The sequence below is a fragment of the Flavivirga amylovorans genome, assembly GCF_030540875.1.
Classification (GTDB): domain Bacteria; phylum Bacteroidota; class Bacteroidia; order Flavobacteriales; family Flavobacteriaceae; genus Flavivirga; species Flavivirga amylovorans.
Genome location: NZ_JAUOEM010000009.1, coordinates 48,089 through 72,478, shown reverse-complemented (window position 1 = coordinate 72,478; position 24,390 = coordinate 48,089). Strand labels below are relative to the sequence as shown.

The window sequence follows — 24,390 nt, the reverse complement described above, 5'->3', positions numbered from 1 at the left end:
GATTTGATTGAAAGAAGACTATCTAGAAAGTTGAATTTTATTTAACTTTCTAGGTAGCTTTCTTTTTTTTACAATGTTTTTGCAACCGTATTTACAGCTCTAATAGTAAAATCTAAATCTTCATAGCTTAAAGCATCGGTAACAAACCATGTTTCAAAAGCACTTGGCGCGATATAAACACCTTCATTTAGCATACCATGAAAAAATGCCCTAAACGTATCATTATTTCCTTTTGCAGAGGTTTCAAAATCTACAACTTCAGAATCATCAAAATGAACCGAAATCATAGAACCAATTCTGTTTATAGTATGAACAATATTATTAGCATTTAAAACTTCAGCAATACCTTTATGTAAATATGCCGTTTTTTCAGCTAAACGATTAAAAACCCCAGCATCATTATTCAATTCATTTAGCATCGCTAAACCCGCAGCCATAGCTAGAGGATTACCACTTAAAGTCCCAGCCTGATAGACGGGTCCTAAAGGTGCTAGATAATTCATAATCTCATTTCTGGCAGCAAAAGCTCCAACAGGTAAACCGCCTCCAATCACTTTTCCGAAGCAAACAATATCTGCATCAATATTAAACAATTCTTGCGCGCCTCCTTTTGCTAAACGAAACCCCGTCATAACCTCATCAAAAATCAGCAAAACATTATGAGTGTCACACAAATTTCTTAAGGCTTTTAAAAATCCTGCCGTTGGCGGAATACATCCCATGTTTCCAGCAACTGGCTCTATAATAATACAAGCTACCTCTTCTTTATTTGCATCAAGTAATTGCGTTACGTTTTCAATGTCATTATAACCAGCCAATAAGGTATCTTTAGCGGTGCCTTCTGTAACTCCAGGACTATTAGGTGTTCCAAATGTAATAGCGCCACTACCCGCTTGTATTAAAAACGAATCACTATGTCCGTGATAGCAACCTGCAAATTTTATAATTTTGTCCCTGCCCGTAAAGCCACGAGCCAAACGTACCGCACTCATACAAGCTTCCGTTCCCGAATTCACAAATCGTATCTTGTCTATATTTGGTACCATTGAAACTGCCAACTCTGCAATTTTAGTTTCTATTTCTGTTGGCATTCCAAACGATGTTCCTTTTTTTGCTTTTTCTACTACAGCATTAACAACAGGCTCATAAGCATGTCCCAATATCATTGGGCCCCAAGAATTAATATAATCTATTAATCGGTTATCATCTTCATCATACAAATAAGCTCCTTTTGCTTCTTTTACAAAAATAGGAGTACCTCCCACTGCTTTAAATGCTCTTACTGGTGAATTTACACCACCTGGAATAACCTTTTCTGCTTCTGCAAATAGAGAGCTGCTTCTTTTATAGTTCATAAATTTTTGATTGATTCTTTATTGTTTTACAACTAATACTTGTCCAATGTTTAAACCTGTACCATTTAACTTGTTTAATTTTTGAAGTTCTTTAACTGTAACATTATATTTTCTTGAAATAGAATATAAAGTATCTCCTTTTGAAACGATATATCTAATAGGTTCTGTCTCTGAAGTCGTTGGCATTTCAAATTCTTCGTACGAACTCCCTAATACTTCTTTATCGAACTTATATAATTCGTAGCGTTCGATAATACTAATTAATTTTTCAGGATATCTTTTATCAGTAGCATAGCCTGCTGCTCTTAATTCCTTAGCCCAACCTTTATAATTATCTTTTTTAAGTTTGAATAATTTTGCATAACGCTTTTTCTGAAGAAAAATCGAATGGTCTCTAAATGAATATTTTGGATCTTTATATTTCCTGAAACATTCTTGCGCCTTATCATCATCATGATAAATTTTTGCGCCTGTCCAGCCATGACATTTAATGCCAAAATGATTATTAGCTTTTACAGAAAGACGCCCATTACCAGAACCTGACTCCAGAATTCCTTGAGCCAAAGTAATACTCGCAGGAATATCATATAAACTCATTTCCTGTTTCGCAATGTCTTTATAAACGTCAATATACCTCTCGGTTGCATTCGCATACACTTTAGTCGAATTCTCAGGAGTTTTTTTTATTTCCTTTTCACCGTTATCACCTATTATTACCTTAGTATTTGGTCTTTTTGTAATGATTGATTTTTTAGAACGGCAACTAAAAAGAAAACACCCTAAACATAATACTAACGCTATTTTACTTATTTTTTTATTCAATTATTGCTAAGTTTTTATTTTTTAATACACTATTCATTCCTTTAATACCCTGCAAGCCACCTGTATGGATTGCTAAAATTTTTGAACCTTTTTTAAAATAACCCTTATTAATTAAATCAAAAATCCCAAACATCATTTTACCTGTATAAACAGGGTCTAACGGGATGGCATATCTGTTTTTAAACTGATTTATAAACGATACGAGTTCTTCATTTATTTTGGCATAACCGCCAAAATGATAGTCGGTTACAAGATCCCAATTCGTTTTAGTTACAAATTTACTAATATCTTGTCGTAAAAAATCACCTTTTAAGGCTGGAAAACCTAAAACTTGTTGACCGAGTTTTGAACAATTTATAAGTCCGGAAATCGTTCCGCCTGTTCCAACCGCACAACATATATAATCAAAAGTTTCATCTTCTTTGGTTAATATTTCTTCGCAACCTTTAACAGCTAAAGTATTTGTACCGCCTTCTGGAATTAAGTAAAAATCGTTGAATGCATCTTTTAATTTGTCCAAAAAAGCCTGGGATGTTTTATCTCTATATAACTCTCTAGAAACAAACTTAAACGCCATGCCATTTTGCTTAGCAAAACTTAAGGTGTCATTATCAGAAATTTTATTTTCCAACTCCTCACCTCTAATAACACCAATTGTTTTAAAACCTAATAAATGTCCAGCTGAAGCTACTGCTGCTATATGATTAGAAAAAGCACCTCCAAAAGTAAGAAGCGTTTTAAAACCCTTTTTCTTGGCTTCATGAAGATTGTATTTAAGCTTTCTATATTTATTTCCAGACACAAAAGGATGAATTTCATCTTCTCTTTTTATAAACAACTCGATCTCTTTATTATCAAGTAAATTTACTTGCTGATTTATACTATGTCCAAGCTTAAATATCATTGCTGCGAATATAATTTAAAAATCCCCAAAATGGTCGATGTTTGAGATAAACTAGATTAAATTCATTAGCATAAGCTTCACGTTCAAAAGAAATATTTCTATACGCTAAATTCCAATTTTTATATTGAAATAATCGTATTAAAAATTCGATCATATAAATCAAATAAAAGGGAATCACCAACATTTCAGATTGTTGTTTCAAATGAATTCTTTCATGATTGATTAAAACAACATGATTTTTCAAAGCTTTCGATTTTAAAAACACAAAAGGAAAAATAGTCAACCCGGTATATCCGTTCGGCACCAAATATTTCAAAATTAATATCATATACTTACCGTATTCAAAAATCAATCCAAATTACATTATCTTTGCTATAAATCAAATGAGTCAAGTTATTTTTAGCACTCATAATGATATTATTTAGATGAAAAAAATAATCCCCATTGAGGAAGGTGATTACTACTTAACACCAGAAGGTTATCGCTGTTTTACACAACAATACCATTTAAGAAGAGGCTATTGTTGTGAGAGCGGATGCAGACATTGCCCTTACGGGTATGATAAAAACAAAGGCTAGCAAATACGGCTATAACGCAATATACCAAAGGCTTGGTATGATTATTGATACTATTACAAATAAAAAAACACTTAAAATCATTGATTTTAAGGCTCATTGTGTATTGTAAAACTAAAACAAAAAGGCTATGAAAAAACTATTAAACTTTTTACCACTTTTAGTATTGCTTATTGTGATTACTTCGTGCAGCTCTGTGCGCGTTGCAGCAGATTATGATAAGAATGCTAATTTTGGAGAATACAAAACTTTTGCATTTTTTAAAACAGGTATTGACAAAGCTGAAATTAGCGATTTGGATAAACGAAGAATTCTTCGTGCTATTGAAGCTGAAATGCTAACTAAAGGCTTTATAAAATCTGAAAGTCCCGATTTACTAGTAAGCCTTTTTACAAAATCCCAACAACGTGTAGACGTTTACAATAACTCTTGGGGTTTTGGAGGCTGGGGCTGGGGAGGCTTTGGTCCTTGGGGTGCAGGTTTTGGACCAGGTTGGGGCTGGGGCTGGAATCAGCCTAGCGTATCGACTAGTACACAAGGTGTTTTATATATAGACCTTATCGATTCTAATAAAAAAGAATTAGTTTGGCAGGGCATGGGAACTGGTTATTTAAGCAGAAATATGGAGAAAAAAGAAGCTCGTATTAAAGAGTTTGTTACAGAAATTATGACGAAATATCCTCCAATAGCTCAGCAATAAAAAGTAAAACAGCGACTCAATTGAGTCGCTGTTTTTATTACATCACTATATTATTTGGCCAAACATACGGATCTGGTATATTAGTATCATCAATAAGTTGTCTTATGTCTATCTCTATACCACGGCTTAAATCTGTAATAGGCACATCATTAGGCCCCCCTTCGAAAGGGTTCTCTGTATTCTCACCAATAGATTCCATAGTATGAAATACCCATGAAATTAAAGCACTAAAAGGTACAGAAAACCATACAAAATGCCTTGCAATAGTTTCTTGAGCTACATGCATTAAAGAGTCTCGTTCTTCATGCCTACTTAGCAACCCTAAAATTTTATCGCCAAAACTTTCAAATTCTTCCATAATTCCATAGGGAATTAATAAAATAAAAATCCATACAAATAAATAATTAAGTGTTGCAAATTGTCTTGGGTATGGAAAGTTTTTAATACGCTCACTTTTACCTTGAAGTGAATAAAATTCGACCAACATATTGGTCATTTCCATATGTCTAAAATCCTCTATTAAACCCTGGTTCATTAATTCTTTTAGGCGTCTGGATTGAATTCCTAATAATTGGGATGCCTGATTTCCTTTTGCAAAAACTTCTTTATATTCTGCTTCTGAAATATATGGCTTAATAGCGCCATCAAGATCTTCTACATCTTCACAAACTCTATACTTTGAAGCTCTAAATTCTTTATTAGATTTCCCCGCTTTAAGATGCATTTCCCATGGTTTGTCCTCTCTAAGCTGATATCTCAACGCTGTTAGCCAAGCTATATGTCTATGTACCAACTCTCGTTTAATAGAATACATTTCGTCTTCTGTTCTATCTTCTAGGGTATGATTATTATTTATAAAATCCTTTACCATAATAGTCCAGGAACGTGATGCATTAACAATACCTCCCCATATTTTTCTAGCTTCCCAAAGCCTGTCATAAGACGCATTATTTTTAAAACTCACAATAAATGCGACGGCAGTTCCTAATACCCCAAGCGGTAACCATGGTACATGTAACCATTTTAATCCCAATACATCAAATAAAAGTACAGGTATTAAAGCTAGAAATATAAATAAAAAAATGTGCCTTCGCGTCCATTTCAAAATTCCCATTACAGGAAATATGCGTCTTGTGTACATAGTTTTCAGATTTAAAAACCTAAAAGTACTAAAATATGCCTTTAGATTAACATTGTTAAAAACACATAAAAACAAGCAATTATTTATAGATTTCGTATTTTTACTTAACAAAACCTTATTCTAAATCAATTATGTCTAACGCTATTGAAACTAATCCTATTTTAAATCGTTTGCCCAAGCATTTAATGCAGTTTATAAAACCTCAAAACTATGAGGACTATTCTGCTATAAATCAAGCAGTTTGGCGCTATGTAATGCGTAAAAATGTTGACTTCCTAAGTACTGTTGCACATAAATCTTACTTGGAAGGCTTAAACCAGACAGGTATTTCCATTGATAGTATCCCTAATATGTATGGCATGAATAGGATTTTAAAAGACATTGGTTGGGCGGCAGTTGCTGTTGATGGTTTTATCCCACCAAATGCATTCATGGAATTTCAAGCATACAATGTATTAGTTATCGCTAGTGATATTAGGCAATTAGAGCATATAGAATATACACCAGCTCCCGATATTATTCATGAAGGCGCTGGGCATGCTCCTATTATAGCGAATCCTGAATATGCAGAATATTTAAGGCGTTTTGGAGAAATTGGTTGTAAAGCGATTTCTTCTGCAAAAGATTATGAATTATACGAAGCCGTGAGGCATTTATCTATTATAAAGGAGGCTCCAAACTCTAACGAAAGCGACATTGCTACTGCAGAAAAGAAAGTAGAAGATTTACAGCAAAACATGGGCAAACCAAGTGAGATGGCACTTATTAGAAATCTACATTGGTGGACCGTTGAATATGGCTTAATTGGCTCTCTAGAAAACCCAAAAATATATGGTGCAGGTTTATTATCCTCTATTGGTGAAAGTGCTTGGTGTATGACAGATGAAGTAGAAAAGTCACCTTATAACATTGATGCTACTTATAAAGATTTTGATATTACCAAACCACAACCTCAGCTTTTTGTCACACCTGATTTTGCACATTTAAGCCTTATTTTAGAGGAATTTGCAAATACGATGGCTGTTCGTAAAGGCGGGCTTTCTGGAGTAACTAAATTAATAGACTCTAAAGCTTTAGGGACTGTAGAATTAAGTACTGGAATACAAATTTCTGGAATATTTACTAATGCAATTGAAAATAACGGACATCCCATTTATATTCAAACTACTGGAGAAACAGCTTTAGCTTATAGAGAAAAAGAATTGGTAGGACACGGTACTAGAACTCACAATAAAGGTTTTGGATCTCCCATAGGCAAACTTAAAGGAATCAATTTGGCTATTGAAGACATGAGTCCGCGCGACTTAAGTGCTTATGCTATTTATGAAGAACAAAGCATTGTTTTAGAGTTTGAAGGCGGCATAAAAGTATCTGGTGAAATTATTACCGGTAAGCGCAACCTTCAAGGAAAAATAATACTCATTAGCTTAAAAAATTGTACCGTTACGCATAATGACACAGTATTGTTTCAACCAGAATGGGGTATTTATGATATGGCCATAGGAAAAGAAATTGTTTCTGCATTCTCTGGCATTGCAGATTTAAATAGCTTTGATTTAATTACACATGTTCCTTCCACCAAAACAATTCAAATAAAAAAATCTGATCAACACATACAATTAGAAGCACTTTATCAGCAAGTTAGAGATTACAGAGATCATAAAAATAAAACCATTTCCAGAACTAAAGTGCTGGAACAATTAATCGAAAAACATCCTAATGATTGGTTATTACCAGTAGAACTCTACGAATTAGCAGCTATAGGTAACGAATCTAACCTTTGTGAAAGTATTTTAAATCATTTAGAAACCATAAAACAAAACAGACCAGAAGTTGGTCATTTAATTGATGATGGCTTAGAGATTGTTAGGCAAACAGTAAATGTTTAACTCAAGGTTACCGAAACCGCTTCAAGGTCTTTTTTGTAAATTTACTCAACACTAGTTTACCACTTATTTCGGCACGTTCGGTTAATAAAGTATCCCAGTGGCCGGTACCTTTCCAAAAAACGGTTTTCATTTCTTTTAAAGCTTCAGGATTATAGGATGCTATTTTAGTAGCCAAGCTTTCAACAGCTTCATCAAGTTCTTCCACTGTTTCAAAAACATCTGCATACAATCCTTTTTCTTTAGCAAATTCTGCTGAGAAAAACGTTTCAGCATCTATGGTCATTTGAGACATGGCAGTTAATCCTATTTTTCTAGTAACAACAGGTTCTATTACAAAAGGGCCAATACCAATACTTAGCTCACTTAACCTAATAGACGCATATTTTGTAGCCAAACAATAATCTGTCGCAGCTGCCAAGCCAACACCGCCTCCTACCGTTTTTCCTTGAACACGACCAATAATTAATTTTGGACATTTACGAATCGCATTTATCACATTTGCAAACCCTGAAAAAAAAAGTGCTCCTGTTTCTTCATTTTCTATGGATATGACTTCATTAAAACTGGCTCCAGCACAAAAGGTTCTATTGCCTCCACTTTTTAATACAATAACATTTACATCTTTATTATTCCCAGTTTCTGTAATAGTTTTTGATAACAATGCTAAAACATCACTGGGCATAGAGTTTCTATTAGGATGGAAAAATTCTATATATCCAACATTTTTTTCAACTCTTAACTTTACGTATGATTCGTCCATATTTAATTATTATTAAAACAAAAATACAATTCGTAATTCTCTTTTATTTTATAAAAATGTAAAAAGAGTGTTTATTAATGTAAATTTTTATTTCTCTTAAGAAAACCTGTAATAGATTTCTATCATTTAAAAGATAAGTTAGATAAATCTACATTGCCTCCAGATAATATAACTCCAATTTTCTTATTCTTAATATCTGTTTTTTCTTTTAAAACAGCAGCAAAAGCAACTGCAGCCGATGGTTCAACGATAATCTTCATTCGTTCCCAAATTAATTTCATTGCTTTAATAATGTCGTCTTCCTCAACTCGTATTATTTTTTCAACATGCTCTTTTATAATTGGAAAATTTCTATCCCCTAAATGAGTTCGTAAACCATCTGCTATGGTGTTAGATGTTTCATTTTTTTCAATATTTCCAGAAATCAATGATCTATAAGCATCATCAACTTCCTTAGGCTCGCCAGCAATGACTTTACATCCATTCGAAAAATGATTTGCCGCTAGAATAGTTCCTGCCAATAAACCACCTCCTCCTACTGGTGTGAATATATACTCTAAATCATGATAATCTTCCAACAACTCTATAGCGGCCGTTCCCTGACCATAAATAACATGATCTTGATTAGAAGGATGAATAAAGGTGACTCCTTTTTCTTTTTGAATTCTTGCTGCTTCAGTTTCTCTGGCTTTCGTACTGGAATCACATTCAATAATTACACCTCCGTAAGCTTTAACAGCATCCTTTTTAACTTGTGGAGCATTCTTAGGCATAACTATGTATGCTTTCACATTAAGTGTTTTAGCTGCCAAAGATAATGCTTGTGCAAAGTTTCCAGAAGAATGCGTAACAACTCCTTTACTTTTTTGTTCTTCTGTTAAATTCAAAATAGCATTTACCCCTCCCCTCATTTTAAATGCTCCCATTTTTTGAAAGTTTTCACATTTAAAAAACACTTCCGCTTCACATATATCATTTAATAACTTTGATGTTAAAACTGGAGTTCTGTGTATGTAGGGTTTTATAAGATTATGAATTTTTTGTAAAGTAGATTTATTCATTACCAATAATTATAATTTTAAATCTTGTAAAGCATCTATTGTAGATACTGGGTTTTTGTTATATTCTAAAGTCCAACCTAAAGAATTTGTTAGGATATAAAATTTTGAAAGTTCACTTATTAACCTATTCTTGGCATTTGTTTTTAAATCGGAAGCTTCTATTTTTTTGTTCAACGATGCTTTAACAATTTTCTTAATATCATTATAGTCTTTAGCCTCAAAAGGGTTTAAGAAATCGGACTGTATATCATAATATTCTAAATCTGGACTAATTTTCACTTCTTCCTTTGGAATATTTATAATCGTTAATGTTTTATTAGCTTCATCTATTTCAAATTCAATTTTACTTAAATCATAAGCTATTGTGACTTCAGCATTAACAACAATCAGTGCCTTTTTTTCTGATGTAAAATAATCTCCAAAAATATCTTTAGAGTTCTTATAATTAAAGACCTCACTAAAATGACCTTCGGTCACTACTAACTTTCCAACATTTTTAATTTGTTTTTGAATTAGAGCTGAACTTTCCTGAAGTACTACTTTCTCATTCTGCTTATCTCCACAGTATTTAAAGGAGAACAGGATAATCAAAGTAATTACAATACCAAATAGAATTTTACGCATGCACTAATTTAAAAATAATTCTATTGTATTCTTGAAGTTTATTTTATAAAACAAAAAAACATTAGTTTCCTTCGACATAAGAAGTCTAACCAATGCATTTTATGGAATTTAAATTAACAAGTCAAAAATAGTGAACTTGCTTAGAAGCAACATTAAAAGAAAGTTAAACTAATATTAAATTCAAGGACTGATCTCTTAGAGCAAAGAAACAGTATAAAAAAAACACCAACTGCTAATCATTTTACTGATTATTACAATTGATGTTTTTTATACGAACTGATTAATAGCATTTTAAATCTACAATTATTAGATTTAGAATTCATAATTTTTCGATAAACCGTTATTAAAAAAGATTAAAAGTAATAATACAATTTTGGGCATCCTAGTCAACAAATATCAACACAGATTTAGCTTTCAAAACCATAAACACATGTCGTTTTTTCTTTAAAATCTCTTTTGAATTATATACATTTTAAAATACAATGTATGAAAACTGCGTTTTAATTTGAGCTTTTTTAGCTTCTATATTTTGAAGAAACCTTTGATGTGCTTCAGAGTTTGGATTAAATGGTTTGTGTTGTAATCCTTTTTGAATAACATCAATATCTTTCATGGTTTTATCTGCTTTTAAAGACATCCAAACCTCTTGAAAACAATTCCAAATATAATTAACAGCTGTTGTATTGGGATGAATCATATCTTCTTTATAAAAACGATAATCGCGGAGTTCGTCCATCATGATTTCATAAGAAGGAAAATAAAATGATTGACGATTAACAATTGATGATTTTTGACCTAAGAACTGGTGTATTCCAGTTATTAAATGCGCTTTACTCTGTGTGTTTTCAATAAATCCGTCTTTTATATGACGTACTGGAGATACTGTAAAAATAATTGAAGCTTTGGAATTAACACTTCTAATTAAACTCACTATGGTTTCTATTGATTTAGAAATTTCACCAACAGAAAGCAACTCCTTTGTAAATTGTTTTTGAGGAACTTTATGACAATTCGCAACTATTTCTTTAGTATCAACAAAACGATATACCCAAGCCGTTCCCAAGGTAATTACAATATGTGTTGATTCTTTAATTTGTTGATTTGTTAACTTAATATTTTTATTTAAGTCGTTTAATAGTAGCTCTTTAGAGGTATTACTAAATTTTGAATGCGCATTGAAGCAATGCCATTGTTCATTATGAAAAAAGATGTCTTCTTGAGAATATATTTTTTCGTTTATAGCATCAGAGATTAAACTTTCAATAGCCTTGGGATGAAATAAAATACCAAACGGGTTTTGAGTATTTCGAAATTTGAAGTAATCTAGTTTTTCTCCTATATTTTCTACAAAACATGAACCAATTAATAATATATTGGAATGATAGTCTATTAGTTTTTCAGACTGCTTTTGCAATGGTATTTTTGTTTGTAGTTTCATTTATTTCCTAATAAAGTCCTAAAGTTCTCTTTTTCTTGCAAAGACACGGAAACACAAAGTTTACTAAATTATAAGCCATTAACTATTCTGGTTATTCCTGTTTTTATTAAAGGACTATTAAAATTAATCAGTAATCCCAGTTTTAATCCGCTCAACTTTAAATACGTCAATAATTGTTTAGGGTGGACAGGATGAATTTCTTGTACTGATTTGATTTCAATAATCACTTTATTTTCAACAATTAAATCGGTTCTAAATCCCAAATCTAATGTTTTGCTTTTCCAAATAACCGGTAATTGTTTTTGGCGCTCTACTTTAAAGCCTTTTTCAGTTAATTCAGAAAACAAAATCTCTTCATAAACAGACTCCAGCAAACCTGGACCTAAATTAACATGAATATGATAACAACAATCAACTATTTTTGTTGCTAAATAATTTTCAAAAAGCTGTTCTTTATCAACCATATAACTCTGTATCTTTTATTGTTAGAATAATTCAATAAAGTTTTATTTTCTTACAATAATACAAAATCGCTAAGTTTTAAAAGTTACTTAATTTGTTTTTTTTGCGGATTAACATTTAAATCTAATCATAGATATTCATTATATATCCATATAACTTTGCGACTTGGTCCCTTTGCGAGATTAACCCAAATAACCCTTAGCCTTTATTAATGACTACGTGGTGTCTCTATCGCGCCTCATTTCGACATGACAACGAGATTCTATTTGTATTCCGAGACATTTCGACTAAAGGAGAAATCACATAACCAAGTACAACCCAATTACTATAAAAACCCCTAAACTTTGCGTCTTCGCGCCTTTGCGAGATCAGCTCAAATAACCCTTAGCCTTTATTAATGACTACGTGATGTCTCAATCGTGCCTAATTTCGACATGACAACGAGATTCTATTTGTATTCCGAGCCATTTCGACAAAAGGAGAAATCACATAATCAAGTATAAACCAATTACTATAAAGCCCCTAAACTCTGCGTCTTCACGCCTTTGCGAGATTAAATCACATACCTCTTCGCATCCTCTAAAGCCTCATCAATCCCAGCCGGATTCTTACCTCCTGCAGTGGCGAAAAACGGTTGTCCGCCACCGCCGCCTTGAATAAACTTCCCGAGTTCTCTAACGACTTGTCCAGCATTTAATTCTTTACTCGCAACTAGTTCTTTTGAAATATAACAAGACAATAATGCCTTTCCGTTTTGCTCAGCACCAAATAACAGGAATAAATTATCAAACTGACTTCCTAATTCAAAAGCAACATCTTTTATTCCGCCTGCATCTAAATCTAGTTTCTTTGCTAAAAACTGAATACCATTAATATCTTGCAATTCACTTTTTAATTCGCCTTTTATACTTTTAGCTTTATCTTTTAGAAGTGATTCTATTTGCTTTTTAAGATTCGTATTTTCTTCCTGTAAATTTTGTAATGCTTTTACTGGTTCTTTGGCATTATTAAGCAAATCTTTCATTTCAAAATAAGCACGATTATTTTCAAAATAAAAATCCTTAACAGCATCATTAGTGATCGCTTCAATACGACGGATTCCAGCTGCTACAGCTCCTTCCGATACTATTTTAAAATGCCAAATATCTGATGTATTCTTCACATGTGTTCCTCCACAAAGCTCTATAGATTGACCAAAACGAATAGCACGAACGGTATCGCCATACTTCTCACCAAACAAACTCATAGCTCCATCTGCAATAGCCTCTTCTTTGGGTATATTACGTTTTTCTATTAAAGGTAATTTTCCTGCTATTCTAGCATTTACAAAGTTTTCAACATCGCGTAATTCTTCAATAGTTAGCTTTGAAAAATGAGAAAAATCGAACCGTAAGTACTTTGAGTGTACAGCACTTCCTTTTTGCTCTACATGGTCACCTAAAACTTCTCTTAAAGCCTGATGTAACAAATGTGTTGCGGTATGATTACATTCAGTTCTATAGCGCTGCTTTGAATCTACAACGGCTTTAAACGTTTCTTCAATATGCTTTGGTAAGTTTTTAGCAAAATGAATAATCACATTGTTTTCTTTCTTAGTATCTAATATATAGATAACGTCACCATGTGCATCTTCTAAGTACCCTTTATCTCCTACCTGGCCACCCCCTTCTGGATAGAATGGTGTAACATTAAACACCAATTGATACATCTCACCATCCTTTTTTGAAACTACTTTTCTATATCGGGTTAATTTAACATTCGCTTCAAGTGTATCATAACCTACAAACTCTTCCTCTGCGTCATCAAATAAGACAGTCCAATCATCCGTTGACATTTCACTAGCTGCACGCGAACGGTTCTTCTGTTTTTGAAGTTCTGCATTAAACCCTTTTTCATCAAGCTTAAACCCTTTTTCGCTTAAGATAAGCGCTGTTAAATCTATTGGAAAGCCATAGGTATCATATAATTCGAAAGCTTTTTCACCAGATACAGTATCTCCTTTTGTTTCTTCAACAATTCTATTTAGCAATACCAACCCTTGATCTAATGTTCTTAAAAAAGATTGTTCTTCTTCTTTAATAACATTTTCAATAAGTTGTTTTTGAGCTTTCAATTCAGGAAAAGCATTTCCCATTTTCTTACTCAAAACATCAACTAACCTATAAATAAATGCTTCTTTTTTATCTAAAAAAGTAAAACCATAACGTACTGCACGTCGTAAAATTCTACGAATAACATAACCCGCTCCAGTATTACTTGGTAGTTGCCCGTCTGCTATAGAAAATGCTACAGCTCTAACATGATCGGCTATAACACGTATAGCCACATCAGACTTATCAAGCTTACCATACTTCTTTTTTGTAATCGTTTCTATTTCCCTAATTAAGGGAGTAAAAACATCTGTATCGTAATTAGATTGCACGCCTTGTAATACCATACACAAACGTTCGAATCCCATTCCTGTATCAATATGTTTGTCCGGAAGGTTCTCTAAACTACCGTTTGCTTTCCTGTTATATTGCATGAAAACCAAATTCCAAATTTCTACAACTTGTGGATGGTCTTTATTTACTAAATCTTTACCAGATACTTTTGCTTTTTCTTCTGCAGAACGAATATCAACATGTATTTCACTACAAGGGCCACAAGGTCCCTGCTCACCCATTTCCCAAAAATTATCCTTTTTATTACCTTTTAATATGCGATCTTCAGAGGTGTATTGTTTCCAAAAATCATACGCTTCTGTATCCATAGGAAGATCATCTGCATCATCACTTCCTTCAAAAACAGTAACATATAAGATATCTTTATCGATACCATAAACTTCTGTTAATAATTCCCAAGCCCATGCAATGGCTTCTTTTTTAAAATAGTCTCCAAAACTCCAGTTTCCAAGCATTTCAAAAAGTGTGTGATGATAAGTATCATAACCAACCTCTTCTAAATCGTTATGCTTACCTGAAACACGTAAACATTTTTGAGAATCAGAAATACGATTATTCTTTGGTTCCGCATTGCCCAAAAAATATTCTTTAAAAGGAGCCATTCCCGAATTTACAAACATTAAGGTAGGATCATCTTTTAAAACCATAGGTGCAGATGGGACTATACTGTGTTTCTTTTCCTCAAAAAAACTTAAAAATTTTGACCGTATATCTTGTGACTTCATATATTTTTGTTAAAAATCTTGTTTTCATTAAGTGTCTTTTAATAAAAAACAATTTTTATATTTACTTTCGATTAATTCTAAATTTAAGATCAACTAAACATACAATGAAAATAATCACAAATGGTTATGATAATTTTTTTGTAGGTTTGCTCGTTTGCATATTAAATGAGGGAATTGCTATGACCTCAATTTAGTTGCAAAAATAGTATAATTTAAGAAATGAGTAAGGTAAAATATTATTACGATTCAGAATCGCTTTCCTACCGAAAAATAGAGCGAAAAAAAAGAACCACTTTTAAGTATGCTTCCTTTTTTATATTAGGCTGTGCTTTTTTTGCTTTTATCTTTGTTTTTATAGCAAGTCAATATCTGGAATCTCCTAAAGAGAAAGCAATGAAAAGAGAGCTACATAATATGGAGCTACAATTTGAATTGCTTAATAAAAAAATGTCTGAAGCAGAAACTGTTTTGGCTAATATAGAAGATAGGGATAATAATATTTATCGTGTTTACTTTGAAGCCAATCCAATACCTGAAGCACAACGTAAAGCTGGATTTGGAGGTATAAATAGATATAAGACTCTAGAAGGTTTTGATAATTCTAAATTAATTATAGAAAGTAATAAGCGTATAGATATATTACAAAAGCAAATTGTAGTACAATCTAAATCTCTTGATGAAATTGCTATTTTAGCAGAAGAAAAAGAAAAGATTTTGGCAGCTATTCCAGCAATACAACCTGTTAGTAATGAAGACTTAACAAGAATGGCTTCTGGTTACGGTATGAGATCCGATCCTTTCACTAAAGCTAGAAAAATGCACTGGGGCATGGATTTTACTGCACCAAGAGGCACGCCTATTTATGCTAGTGGCGATGGAAAAGTTGTACGTGCAGATTCAGGATCTAGTGGTTACGGTAAGCATATAAGAATTGATCATGGTTTTGGCTACGTAAGTTTATATGCTCATTTGTATAAATATAATGTGAGAAAAAATCAAAAAGTTAAACGTGGTGATATTATTGGTTTTGTTGGTAGTACTGGGCGCTCTGAAGCACCTCACTTACACTATGAAATTTTTAAAGATGGTTCACGTATTAACCCTATAAACTTCTACTACGGTAGTTTAACAGCTGAAGAATTTAACAAACTATTGGAGCATGCTTCTTTAGAAAATCAATCTCTGGATTAATGCATATAGACTTACCTGAAAAACGATATTATGGTATTGGCGAAGTCGCCAAAGCATTTAATGTTAATACCTCATTGATTCGTTTTTGGGAAAAAGAATTTGATGCTCTTAGACCAAAAAAGAATGCTAAAGGCAATCGCAAGTTTACCCCTGAAGACATAAAAAACCTAAAACTTATTTATCATCTGGTTAAAGAACGTGGTTTTACTCTTGAAGGTGCCAAAATTCATTTAAAGGAAGGCAAAAAAGAAACCCTTACTAATTTTGAAATTATAAGCAAGCTTGAAGATGTTAAAAATCAACTCATAAAAATAAAGCAACATCTTTAAAGTGACCGTCTAGAATTAAAAATACATTTAATTATGTAACGTTTTTAAAAATTGTGTGTCTCATAAATAACCATTAACAAATTATATTAAACTAATTTATTATGAAGAAATTTTTACCATGGATCATTATAGGAGTTCTTGTATTTGGTCTATATTCTTGGGGAAAAGGTTTTAACAATACAGCAGTTAATCTTAATGAAAATGTAAAAGAAGCTTGGGGAAATGTTCAGACATCTTATCAACGTAGAAATGATCTTATTGGCAATCTAGTTAATACTGTAAAAGGTGCTGCTGATTTTGAAAAGAGCACTTTAACTGCAGTGATTGAAGCTCGTGCTAAAGCAACCTCTATAAACATTGACCCATCTAATGTTACACCAGAACAATTAGCAAAATACAACCAAGTTCAAGGAGGTTTAAGTGGTGCTTTAAAAAGTTTATTGGTAACTGTAGAGCGCTACCCAGAATTAAAAGCAAATCAAAACTTTTTAAAATTGCAAGATGAGTTAACCAGTACGGAAAATACTATTCAAACAGCAAGAACGCGCTATAATGAAAAGATAAAGCCGTATAATGTACACGTAAATAGCTTCCCAAATTCAATACTTGCTGGTATTTTGAATTTTGATGAAAAACCGTATTTCGATGCAGAAGTGGGAGCAGATAAACCTGTTGATGTAAAGTTCGATTTTAATTAAAAGTTCATGTCTAAAATAGAAGATTTTCTTTCTAAAGAAGAAGAACAGGAAATCGTTGAAGCTATTAGAATAGCTGAACAGAATACTTCTGGGGAAATTAGAGTTCACATTGAAAAAACATCAAATGATGATATTTTTAATCGTGCCATGGAAGTCTTCCATTACCTCAAAATGGACAATACTAAAGATCAAAATGGTGTTTTAATTTATGTTGCAGTCGAAGACAAAGCATTTGTTATATATGGAGATAAAGGTATTAATGATGTTGTTCCTGATAATTTTTGGGATAGTACAAAAGACCTAATGCAATCACATTTTAAAAAGGGCAACTTTAAAAAAGGGATCTCTGAAGGTGTATTAAAAGCTGGAAAACAGTTAGAAACTTATTTTCCATGGAAACATGGAGATGTTGATGAATTGTCTAATGAAATTTCTAAAGGCTAAGTTTTAAGTATGCAATATTCAAACCCCAATATCCAATCATTTAAAGCGAAAGGTATTATCTCCGTTTTAATAATAACACTTTTCTCATTTGTTAGTTCCCATGCTCAATTTAACATTCCTGAAAAGCCTGAATTTCAAACAAGCATTTACGATTATGCTAACTTACTTTCTACCTCACAAAAAAAGAGTTTAGAACAAAAACTTATTAAATATTCAGATACTACTTCTACTCAAATAGTCATTGCAATAATAAGCACAACTAAAGGGGAGAATATCGGTTTATTAGCACCAAGATGGGGGCATGAATGGGGTATTGGACAAGCTGAAGAAGATAATGGAGTATTCGTTTTATTAGCTAAAGATGATCGGAAAATCTGGATTTCCCCTGGGTATGGTGTCGAGCATAAATTAACAGCAGGTATTACAGGTGAGCTTATTAGAAACATTATAATTCCAGAATTTAAACGTGGAGATTATTACAGCGGGTTAAATAAAGGAGCTGATGCCATATTTCAAGTTTTAAATGGTGAATATAAAGGAACGCGCAAAAAATCATCTGAGAGTGGCTTCCCTGTTGGATTCATTTTCATTCTTATATTTATTTTTATAATCATACTTATTTCTATTTCTAAAAACAAACGTGGTGGCGGAGGTGGAAATAGAGGTAATAGATCTAAAGGCAGTAATATTCTAGAGGCTATTATACTCAGCAATATGGGACGTGGCAGCTACAACCGAGGTTCATCTAGTGGTTGGGGCGGAAGCTCAGGAGGTGGATTCGGCGGCGGTGGCTTTGGAGGCGGCTTCGGTGGTGGTGGTTTTTCTGGTGGTGGTGCTGGGGGTAGTTGGTAATTATGAAAAGAGTATTATCATTTCAAAAAACGATAGAAAAACGGATATCATAATAGGGAATAGTACTGAAAAAACAATAAAAGATTACATCTGTAAGTGCCTAATAAACAGCGCATTAATTTCTGATTTAAAAAACAGAAAACTAAAACACATGAAAACCACCTTCTCTTATTTCTCCCTTTTGCCCCAGACTATTAAACTTCCAACTAAAGCTTAACATAAAATATTGTTGTAGCACTGTACTTTGAGAATCTTGAATAAAATTCTGATTTGCAGTTCGCCTTGCATTCGTGTTTTGGTTCAATAAATCGTAAGCTTTAAATGTTATGGTAGATTTATCTTTCATAAAAGAATAAGCTAAAGTAGCATTCCAGAACCAAGAACTTTTTTGAAAACCTTCAGCAATATTAGGATTATAATTATATTGCATTTCGTTTCGCCATTCAAAATGTTTAGGCAAAAAGGTTGCTGTGCTTAAATGCAGCGAATGAAACAAAAACTCTCTATCTTCAAAGGAAGTAATGTCGAAAGTGTTTTTAGTAAAATTAATTTGATATCGTGGCATAAACTCCATAACATCTTTCCATGTGAACATAAAATTAACACTAGGAGATAAACCCGTTATATGACTAGCATATTGTACCCCATTATTATAATTTATGTTTCTATTTTTATTTCCGTTTATTCCAATGGCCAATCTTAAAGTCCTTAGTGAATCTAGTTTAACACTTTTATTATAATTTAAATTTCCGTTAATTCTATAATTTCCATTTACATTCGAATAGGTTGTTTCTCTAACAAAATTCTCATCAATAGTTGTATTGGAAACCACTTGATTATTTATAAAACTAACATTAAAATATGAGTAAAATCCTGTTCCTTTTTGAAAATCGAACGCATTGTAACTTAAATCAACTCTATGATTATTTGTTGGTTCCAAATTAGGATTACCTACTATGGTGTTTAATGGGTTAGAAACATTTTGAAAGGCTTGTAATTGCCTTAATTGTGGTGGGCTATTATTCAATCCATAACCAATACGTATTGACGATTTTGGACTAAACCTATAACGAAAGTTAGAACGTAATTCTACGGCTTCGAATTTACGTTTAATAGTAAATTCAGGTCTTAATAAATCTTTATTTTCTAAGTTTCTAAACAGATAACTTGTATTAAATCTAGCTGACCATTTTTTATTTCTATATCTAATTGAAAATTCTGGTGTAAGTATTTCATTTATATATTCAAAATCTGTACTTAATTCCGTATTAAAAACTGTATAATCTCCGTTAACATCTTTATCTAGTGTGCTTTGTTTATCTTCTTGCTTATTTCGACTATACCCGTATCCAAAATTTAAAAATAGTTCTTTTGCGATTAAAGGGATATTATAATTTATACTTGTTCTTAAATCATTAACCTTATTATTCCCTCTTGTAAATTGATCCCTTATAATTTCATCAGGATTATCTCCATAAATATCAGTCTTAGAAAATAAAAAATCATCGCTCTCTCTACTACTAATTTCGTTATCTATATTTAGCCTCAAGTAAGCTCCATTTGAACCAAAACGCTTGGTAACTTGAATATCATTAGTGAAATTCTTACCAACAGTTTCCACAACCGATTCTGTATTTGACTCATTGATTAGTGCATTTAATTCATCTCTGGAATCTTCATCTCTAGAAAAAACAGTTTTACTTCTTGTATGCCTAAATGAAGGTTCTATGTTGATTAAAAATGTAGAATCAATTTTCATATCAAATTCCATATTAGCACTATGATTGTCATTATCGCTAAAAGACCTAGACTCTGAATTAGTAAAAAACCTGGAGTCTGGTAATATATTTTCTCGTTGCGTAGATGTAACATTTTCTGAGCTACTCCCTGAATAAAAGTAATCTGTGCTCAAATCTACTTTCTCACCAAATTTATCGGCAAAATTAGCCCCTACATTATTAGATGTTGTAATCCCTTGACCTCCTCCAAAAGAACGCCCCCCTATTTGAAAAGCTCCTCCTCCGTTAAAGTTCATGGAATTACCCCCTCCAAACATTTTTCGTATTTCCCCAAAACTAAACCCTGGAGAATTTATATTATTTCCTCCAACCAGCACACTAAATCGCTGATCATTGTCAAAACGATTAAACATACCCGCAAACTCATATCTTTCATCTGTTCCTGTACCTGCCGAGGCTCTACCAAAAACACCTTTGTTATTTTCTTCTTTTATAGTAAGGTTAATCGTTTTATTTTCATCATCTCCTTCTTCTCCAGAAAATGCTTGCGACTTTGTTTTTGTATCTACTACTTGTATTTTTTCAATAACATCTTTTGTTAAATTTCTAGTAGTTATTGTAGGGTCATTTCCAAAAAAAGGTTTACCGTTTACGAGAATCCTGTTTACAGGTCTGCCATTTACAGTTATCACTCCTTCTTCATCTACTTCAATACCTGGTAACACTTTTAACAGATCTTCAACATTAGCGTCTTTTTTAGTTTTAAAAGATTTTACATTAAATTCAAGCGTGTCTTTTTTAATAGTAATTGGTGCTCTAGATTTTATAACAATCTCATCCAGAGCGTTAGCGTCAATCTGCATGATAATTTTACCTAAATTAATTTCAGGCCTATCTATTTTTATCGTTTTTGAATAGGTTTCATAACCAACATAGGATATTAATAGGTTTAACTGCATATCTACAGTTTTATCTTCTAGGGTAAAAAGACCTTTTTTATCGGTTATTGTATAATTAACTAAAGCACTATCTTTTATACGCTCTATATAAACAGTTGCAGACTCTAATGGGAGATTTTCGTCATCTGAAATTAAGGTTCCAGAAATTTTAAACGTTTTAGATTGAGAAAAGGATAATGTTACACATAAGAAAACTAGATAGAAAAAGTTTTTTTCCATTTGATTGATAAACTAGATTGATGACTAACTGATATCTTTTCCTTACATGCATTACTCCTTACTTAGGAAAAAACTTAAACGAAGATAAATTAGTAATTGTATAAACTTTCTTAAAAAAAATATAAATCATTCATAAAGAAATGTTATTTCTTTCTCATACACACACTAATGGGAACTCCTTTAAAATCAAAGTGTTCGCGAAGTTTGTTTTCTAAGAAACGTTTATAAGGACTTTTACATGTAATGGTAATTACATAAAACAGAAGTTCCGTTTTCACGATGGTTGTGAGAGGCTTATTTCTGGCGAACGGTAAGAGAGCATTATATAATACAAAAAGTCTCAACCTATTAATAATTGAGACTTTTATATAATATCAATTTAAATTATTTCTGTATTTCAGTATTAAAAATTGTTTTGAGTTTAGCATTCGAGCTATGCCCCATCTTAGGGTTTACAACTCTACCTTTCTTATTTACCAATACATAATGTGGAATTCCTGAAATATTAAATTTCTCAGTTAAGTAATTCCATTCATCTGTAGATACCCTATAATGTTCTCCTTTAATATTTGCAATAGCATTTTTCCACGTGTCTTCTGGAGACGTTTGATTTGTTATATATAAAAAAACCACATCATCATTTTTCATAGTTTCTTTAAGTGGTGCAATTCTCTTAATACCAGATTTACAAGGTCTACACCATGTTGCCCAAAAATCCACATACACTACTTTTCCTTTAAACTTTTCTATCATAGAATCAAACAATTCATCCCCTTCTGTTTTATTGACTTCATTTACAGTATACCCTCCTTTAGTTTTGTTTGTTTCAATGTTGGCTTTTGTCCGCTCATTTTCCACAGACAGATAGTTTGCCAAAAAGGGATCTTTTATTTCGCTCTGAACTCTTACTAACTCATTATCTGTATAGACTTTATAATCTTCCAATCTTTTGCTTGCTCTTTGAAATCTTATTACATCATATAAAAACGCATCAGATTTACCGAAATAGGCTTTAATCTTATTATCTCTATCAGAGTAGTATTTATATCTACTCACATCAGAAAAACTCTTTCCATACTTTTTGTAAAACCGTTTGGTTACTTCTCCATACGTTTCATAAAAAATGCGTTCTTTTTCAAATTCTTCTTTAGTCTTCATGATTTTAACAGCTTCTACCATCTTCATTTCTTCATTAGATAGTTTTTCGCCTTTACTTTTAATATACTCTGCCATATTTACAAGAAAATGACCATGTTTTGGCTTTAAATCATTTTCTTTTAAATAGTCCCTATAAGCTTTCATGTCTTCTTTGTGCTTTTTATAAAATGCTTGTTCAGATTTACCATGAACTTTTCTAAAAGCCTCTTCTTTCTTCAAAATTTCAGATGTTTGTATTTGCTTACTCATTTCAACCATCTCTAATTCTTCTACTGTAAGTTCTCTATTGTTTTTTTGTAACCAATCAGCAAATTCTGTAAAAGTCGCTCTAGAAGATTGATTTACTTTAAAAAGGTCTGCATATATTAATCTGTTTACGAAAAAATAATAGTCATTGGATAATAGTGCTAGTTTGTTATTTATAATATCTTTTGGGATAAAATCATAATAGTCTTCATGAACCTTAAAATCTTTAAAAGGTTTTTTCTTTTTATCTGATTTCGCCTTTTCATTTTGACGCTTTAAACTTCGTCTAGACATTCCATAACCTAAAGCATTTTGATAAGCCGTTAATTCTATCTGTATGTTTTTAATTTGAAATGCTTTAGCACTTACAAAATGATTATTAGCATATTCTTTTAGCGTATTTAACTCTTTATCTCTTACATCTAAGCATACTTTTTTATAATCTTCAGGAGAAGTAATCCCAATATTTTCTCTTGTTTTTCGAGAATTAAAATACTTTATAAACTCCAAAGCTTGTAAATCTGAATTCACTTGAGCACAATCTCCCATGAAAAATGATTCTTTTCCATCTATACAATGAAACGTTTCCTTACCTGGTTCTACAAAAACGGAATAGGCACCATTCGGCATTCTTACAAATGCAGACTGAGGATGAGTAATTGGGAACTTTACAGAAAAACTACCATCGTCAGCAATTTTGATTAAATAAGAATCTTGATGCCCAGAAAAGGCGTTATTAATATGTATCGTCCCAGTTTTTTGCTCTGCTCTAGTTGTAAAACCTTTTACAAATCCAGAATATGTTGTTGAATCTAAATTAAATATAGGTTCTGTATATTCAACATTATTAGCTAATTTGTAATTAGGGTTATTTACTTTCTTTAAACTATAACTTTGTGATTTTTTTCGGCTTTCACCAAATCCAACTTTATCATTTTTAAGAAGTTTGGCATACACTGTTTTTATAGTACTCCCTTTTTCTAAAACTATGGTGTATTTTTTCCCTTTCACTTCTATAGACTTATACTTCCATATAGTCTTGTCTATGACAGCTCTTTTTGAATATAAACCGTAGTGCCATTGATTGCTTCCATCGGTTAACATCCAATTTCCTCTAAGTGCTTTTGGCAGCCTTAAAATACTTTTATCTTCATTAATTACAATATCATAAACTTTCCAATCTCCTCCTTCATTAGCTTCACCAAAATCAATTGCTTTAACGTTCTTATTTAATTTTGGAAAATGTAAACTGTAGCTATTTTCACCAGATTCTGGGACTACATTCCATTTTCCAAGCTTCGTCCCCTCAGTCTTGGTTATAAATAACTTATCTCCTCCATTTAAATCTTGTATGTAAGATTGCTTAGGAATAAAGAAACGGCTACCATGACGCATTTTAAGATGGAAATGCAATACAGTTGATGTATCTAATAATTCTACTTTTACGATAGTTCCAGGAACAGAACTAAACCCGTATTCTGGATTTTCAATTACTTTTTGTGCAAATGTGTTAATACATACGAATCCTAATAGGAAAGTGATGATCAGGCTTTTTTTCATGTTGATTGTCAATAAATTGATTTGATTATTAATAGCTTTTGTTATAACGAATGTAAAACATAAACCGTATGAAGGTTCTTAATCAAATTATAAAA

Annotated in this window: 21 protein-coding genes and 1 pseudogene; 8 read left to right on the top strand and 14 right to left on the bottom strand. The window is 32.1% G+C overall.

The features are described 5' to 3' along the window. Positions 1–68: 68 nt before the first annotated feature. From hemL to Q4Q39_RS19395, 4 genes are read right to left on the bottom strand one after another with little or no spacing between them, the layout of a single operon-like run. Positions 69–1,355 carry a glutamate-1-semialdehyde 2,1-aminomutase gene (hemL, locus tag Q4Q39_RS19410; protein WP_303284242.1) on the bottom strand — a complete coding sequence of 429 codons (1,287 nt, stop codon included), beginning with the start codon at positions 1,353–1,355 and terminating at the stop codon, positions 69–71. An 18-nt stretch (positions 1,356–1,373) separates the two neighbouring features. Further along, the gene (locus tag Q4Q39_RS19405; RefSeq protein ID WP_303284241.1) at positions 1,374–2,177 is read right to left on the bottom strand and encodes a glucosaminidase domain-containing protein; all 804 of its coding nucleotides are present in this window, start codon (positions 2,175–2,177) and stop codon (positions 1,374–1,376) included. Next, positions 2,170–3,081 carry a 1-aminocyclopropane-1-carboxylate deaminase/D-cysteine desulfhydrase gene (locus Q4Q39_RS19400; RefSeq protein ID WP_303284240.1) on the bottom strand — a complete coding sequence of 304 codons (912 nt, stop codon included), beginning with the start codon at positions 3,079–3,081 and terminating at the stop codon, positions 2,170–2,172. The genes Q4Q39_RS19405 and Q4Q39_RS19400 overlap by 8 nt, the downstream gene beginning before the upstream one ends. After that, on the bottom strand, positions 3,071–3,409 hold the full coding sequence (locus Q4Q39_RS19395; RefSeq protein ID WP_303284239.1) for a hypothetical protein: 339 nt from the start codon (positions 3,407–3,409) through the stop codon (positions 3,071–3,073). Before Q4Q39_RS19395 ends, Q4Q39_RS19400 begins: the two co-directional genes overlap by 11 nt. A 97-nt stretch (positions 3,410–3,506) precedes the next feature. On the opposite strand from Q4Q39_RS19395, the gene Q4Q39_RS19390 reads away from it, so the two are divergent. Beyond that, on the top strand, positions 3,507–3,659 hold the full coding sequence (locus tag Q4Q39_RS19390) for a C1orf53 family protein (RefSeq protein ID WP_303284238.1): 153 nt from the start codon (positions 3,507–3,509) through the stop codon (positions 3,657–3,659). 127 nt (positions 3,660–3,786) lie between these two features. Next, positions 3,787–4,356, top strand: coding sequence for a DUF4136 domain-containing protein (locus tag Q4Q39_RS19385; protein ID WP_303284237.1), 570 nt, complete (start codon positions 3,787–3,789; stop codon positions 4,354–4,356). Positions 4,357–4,393: 37 nt separating this feature from the next. On the opposite strand, the gene Q4Q39_RS19380 is transcribed toward Q4Q39_RS19385, so the two are convergent. Further along, complete coding sequence (locus Q4Q39_RS19380) at positions 4,394–5,497, bottom strand: bestrophin family protein (protein ID WP_303284236.1); 1,104 nt, start codon at positions 5,495–5,497, stop codon at positions 4,394–4,396. Positions 5,498–5,628: 131 nt separating this feature from the next. Here Q4Q39_RS19380 and Q4Q39_RS19375 point away from each other — a divergent pair, with 131 nt between their 5' ends. After that, complete coding sequence (locus Q4Q39_RS19375; protein WP_303284235.1) at positions 5,629–7,386, top strand: aromatic amino acid hydroxylase; 1,758 nt, start codon at positions 5,629–5,631, stop codon at positions 7,384–7,386. A 7-nt stretch (positions 7,387–7,393) separates the two neighbouring features. On the opposite strand, the gene Q4Q39_RS19370 is transcribed toward Q4Q39_RS19375, so the two are convergent. The 6 genes from Q4Q39_RS19370 to alaS all read right to left on the bottom strand — a co-directional run bounded on the left by Q4Q39_RS19370 (position 7,394) and on the right by alaS (position 14,900). After that, positions 7,394–8,146: an enoyl-CoA hydratase/isomerase family protein gene (locus tag Q4Q39_RS19370; RefSeq protein WP_303284234.1), complete on the bottom strand. Its 753-nt coding sequence runs from the start codon at positions 8,144–8,146 to the stop codon at positions 7,394–7,396. A gap of 122 nt (positions 8,147–8,268) precedes the next feature. Further along, positions 8,269–9,207, bottom strand: a complete 939-nt coding sequence (locus Q4Q39_RS19365) for a pyridoxal-phosphate dependent enzyme (RefSeq protein WP_303284233.1) — start codon at positions 9,205–9,207, stop codon at positions 8,269–8,271. Positions 9,208–9,216: 9 nt separating this feature from the next. Further along, complete coding sequence (locus tag Q4Q39_RS19360) at positions 9,217–9,831, bottom strand: DUF4230 domain-containing protein (protein WP_303284232.1); 615 nt, start codon at positions 9,829–9,831, stop codon at positions 9,217–9,219. A gap of 472 nt (positions 9,832–10,303) precedes the next feature. Then, positions 10,304–11,269: a GSCFA domain-containing protein gene (locus Q4Q39_RS19355; protein WP_303284231.1), complete on the bottom strand. Its 966-nt coding sequence runs from the start codon at positions 11,267–11,269 to the stop codon at positions 10,304–10,306. A 68-nt stretch (positions 11,270–11,337) separates the two neighbouring features. Beyond that, positions 11,338–11,733, bottom strand: a complete 396-nt coding sequence (locus tag Q4Q39_RS19350) for a GxxExxY protein (protein WP_303284229.1) — start codon at positions 11,731–11,733, stop codon at positions 11,338–11,340. 551 nt (positions 11,734–12,284) lie between these two features. Further along, positions 12,285–14,900 (bottom strand): alanine--tRNA ligase, encoded by a 2,616-nt coding sequence (alaS, locus tag Q4Q39_RS19345; protein ID WP_303284228.1) that lies wholly within the window; start codon positions 14,898–14,900, stop codon positions 12,285–12,287. 219 nt (positions 14,901–15,119) lie between these two features. Here alaS and Q4Q39_RS19340 point away from each other — a divergent pair, with 219 nt between their 5' ends. The 5 genes from Q4Q39_RS19340 (at position 15,120) to Q4Q39_RS19320 (ending at position 18,414) form a co-directional block, all read left to right on the top strand. Next, entirely contained in the window at positions 15,120–16,091 is a 972-nt protein-coding gene (locus tag Q4Q39_RS19340) for a M23 family metallopeptidase (protein WP_303284227.1), read from the top strand. Then, positions 16,091–16,420 (top strand): MerR family transcriptional regulator, encoded by a 330-nt coding sequence (locus Q4Q39_RS19335; RefSeq protein WP_303284226.1) that lies wholly within the window; start codon positions 16,091–16,093, stop codon positions 16,418–16,420. Before Q4Q39_RS19340 ends, Q4Q39_RS19335 begins: the two co-directional genes overlap by 1 nt. A gap of 101 nt (positions 16,421–16,521) precedes the next feature. Next, positions 16,522–17,118, top strand: coding sequence for a LemA family protein (locus Q4Q39_RS19330; RefSeq protein WP_303284225.1), 597 nt, complete (start codon positions 16,522–16,524; stop codon positions 17,116–17,118). 6 nt (positions 17,119–17,124) lie between these two features. Next, positions 17,125–17,562 (top strand): TPM domain-containing protein, encoded by a 438-nt coding sequence (locus tag Q4Q39_RS19325; RefSeq protein WP_303284224.1) that lies wholly within the window; start codon positions 17,125–17,127, stop codon positions 17,560–17,562. A 9-nt stretch (positions 17,563–17,571) separates the two neighbouring features. Continuing rightward, positions 17,572–18,414 carry a TPM domain-containing protein gene (locus Q4Q39_RS19320; protein ID WP_303284223.1) on the top strand — a complete coding sequence of 281 codons (843 nt, stop codon included), beginning with the start codon at positions 17,572–17,574 and terminating at the stop codon, positions 18,412–18,414. A 142-nt stretch (positions 18,415–18,556) separates the two neighbouring features. Here the strand turns inward: Q4Q39_RS19320 and Q4Q39_RS19315 are convergent, their stop codons facing one another. The 3 genes and pseudogenes from Q4Q39_RS19315 to Q4Q39_RS19305 all read right to left on the bottom strand — a co-directional run bounded on the left by Q4Q39_RS19315 (position 18,557) and on the right by Q4Q39_RS19305 (position 24,295). Beyond that, positions 18,557–21,331: an outer membrane beta-barrel protein gene (locus Q4Q39_RS19315; RefSeq protein WP_303284222.1), complete on the bottom strand. Its 2,775-nt coding sequence runs from the start codon at positions 21,329–21,331 to the stop codon at positions 18,557–18,559. Between the two features lie 143 nt (positions 21,332–21,474). Beyond that, positions 21,475–21,564 (bottom strand): annotated as a pseudogene (locus tag Q4Q39_RS19310) (hypothetical protein); the annotation flags it as partial. Between the two features lie 151 nt (positions 21,565–21,715). After that, a complete protein-coding gene (locus Q4Q39_RS19305; RefSeq protein ID WP_303284221.1) occupies positions 21,716–24,295 on the bottom strand; it encodes a TlpA family protein disulfide reductase in 2,580 nt (859 codons plus the stop codon). Positions 24,296–24,390: the final 95 nt, after the last annotated feature.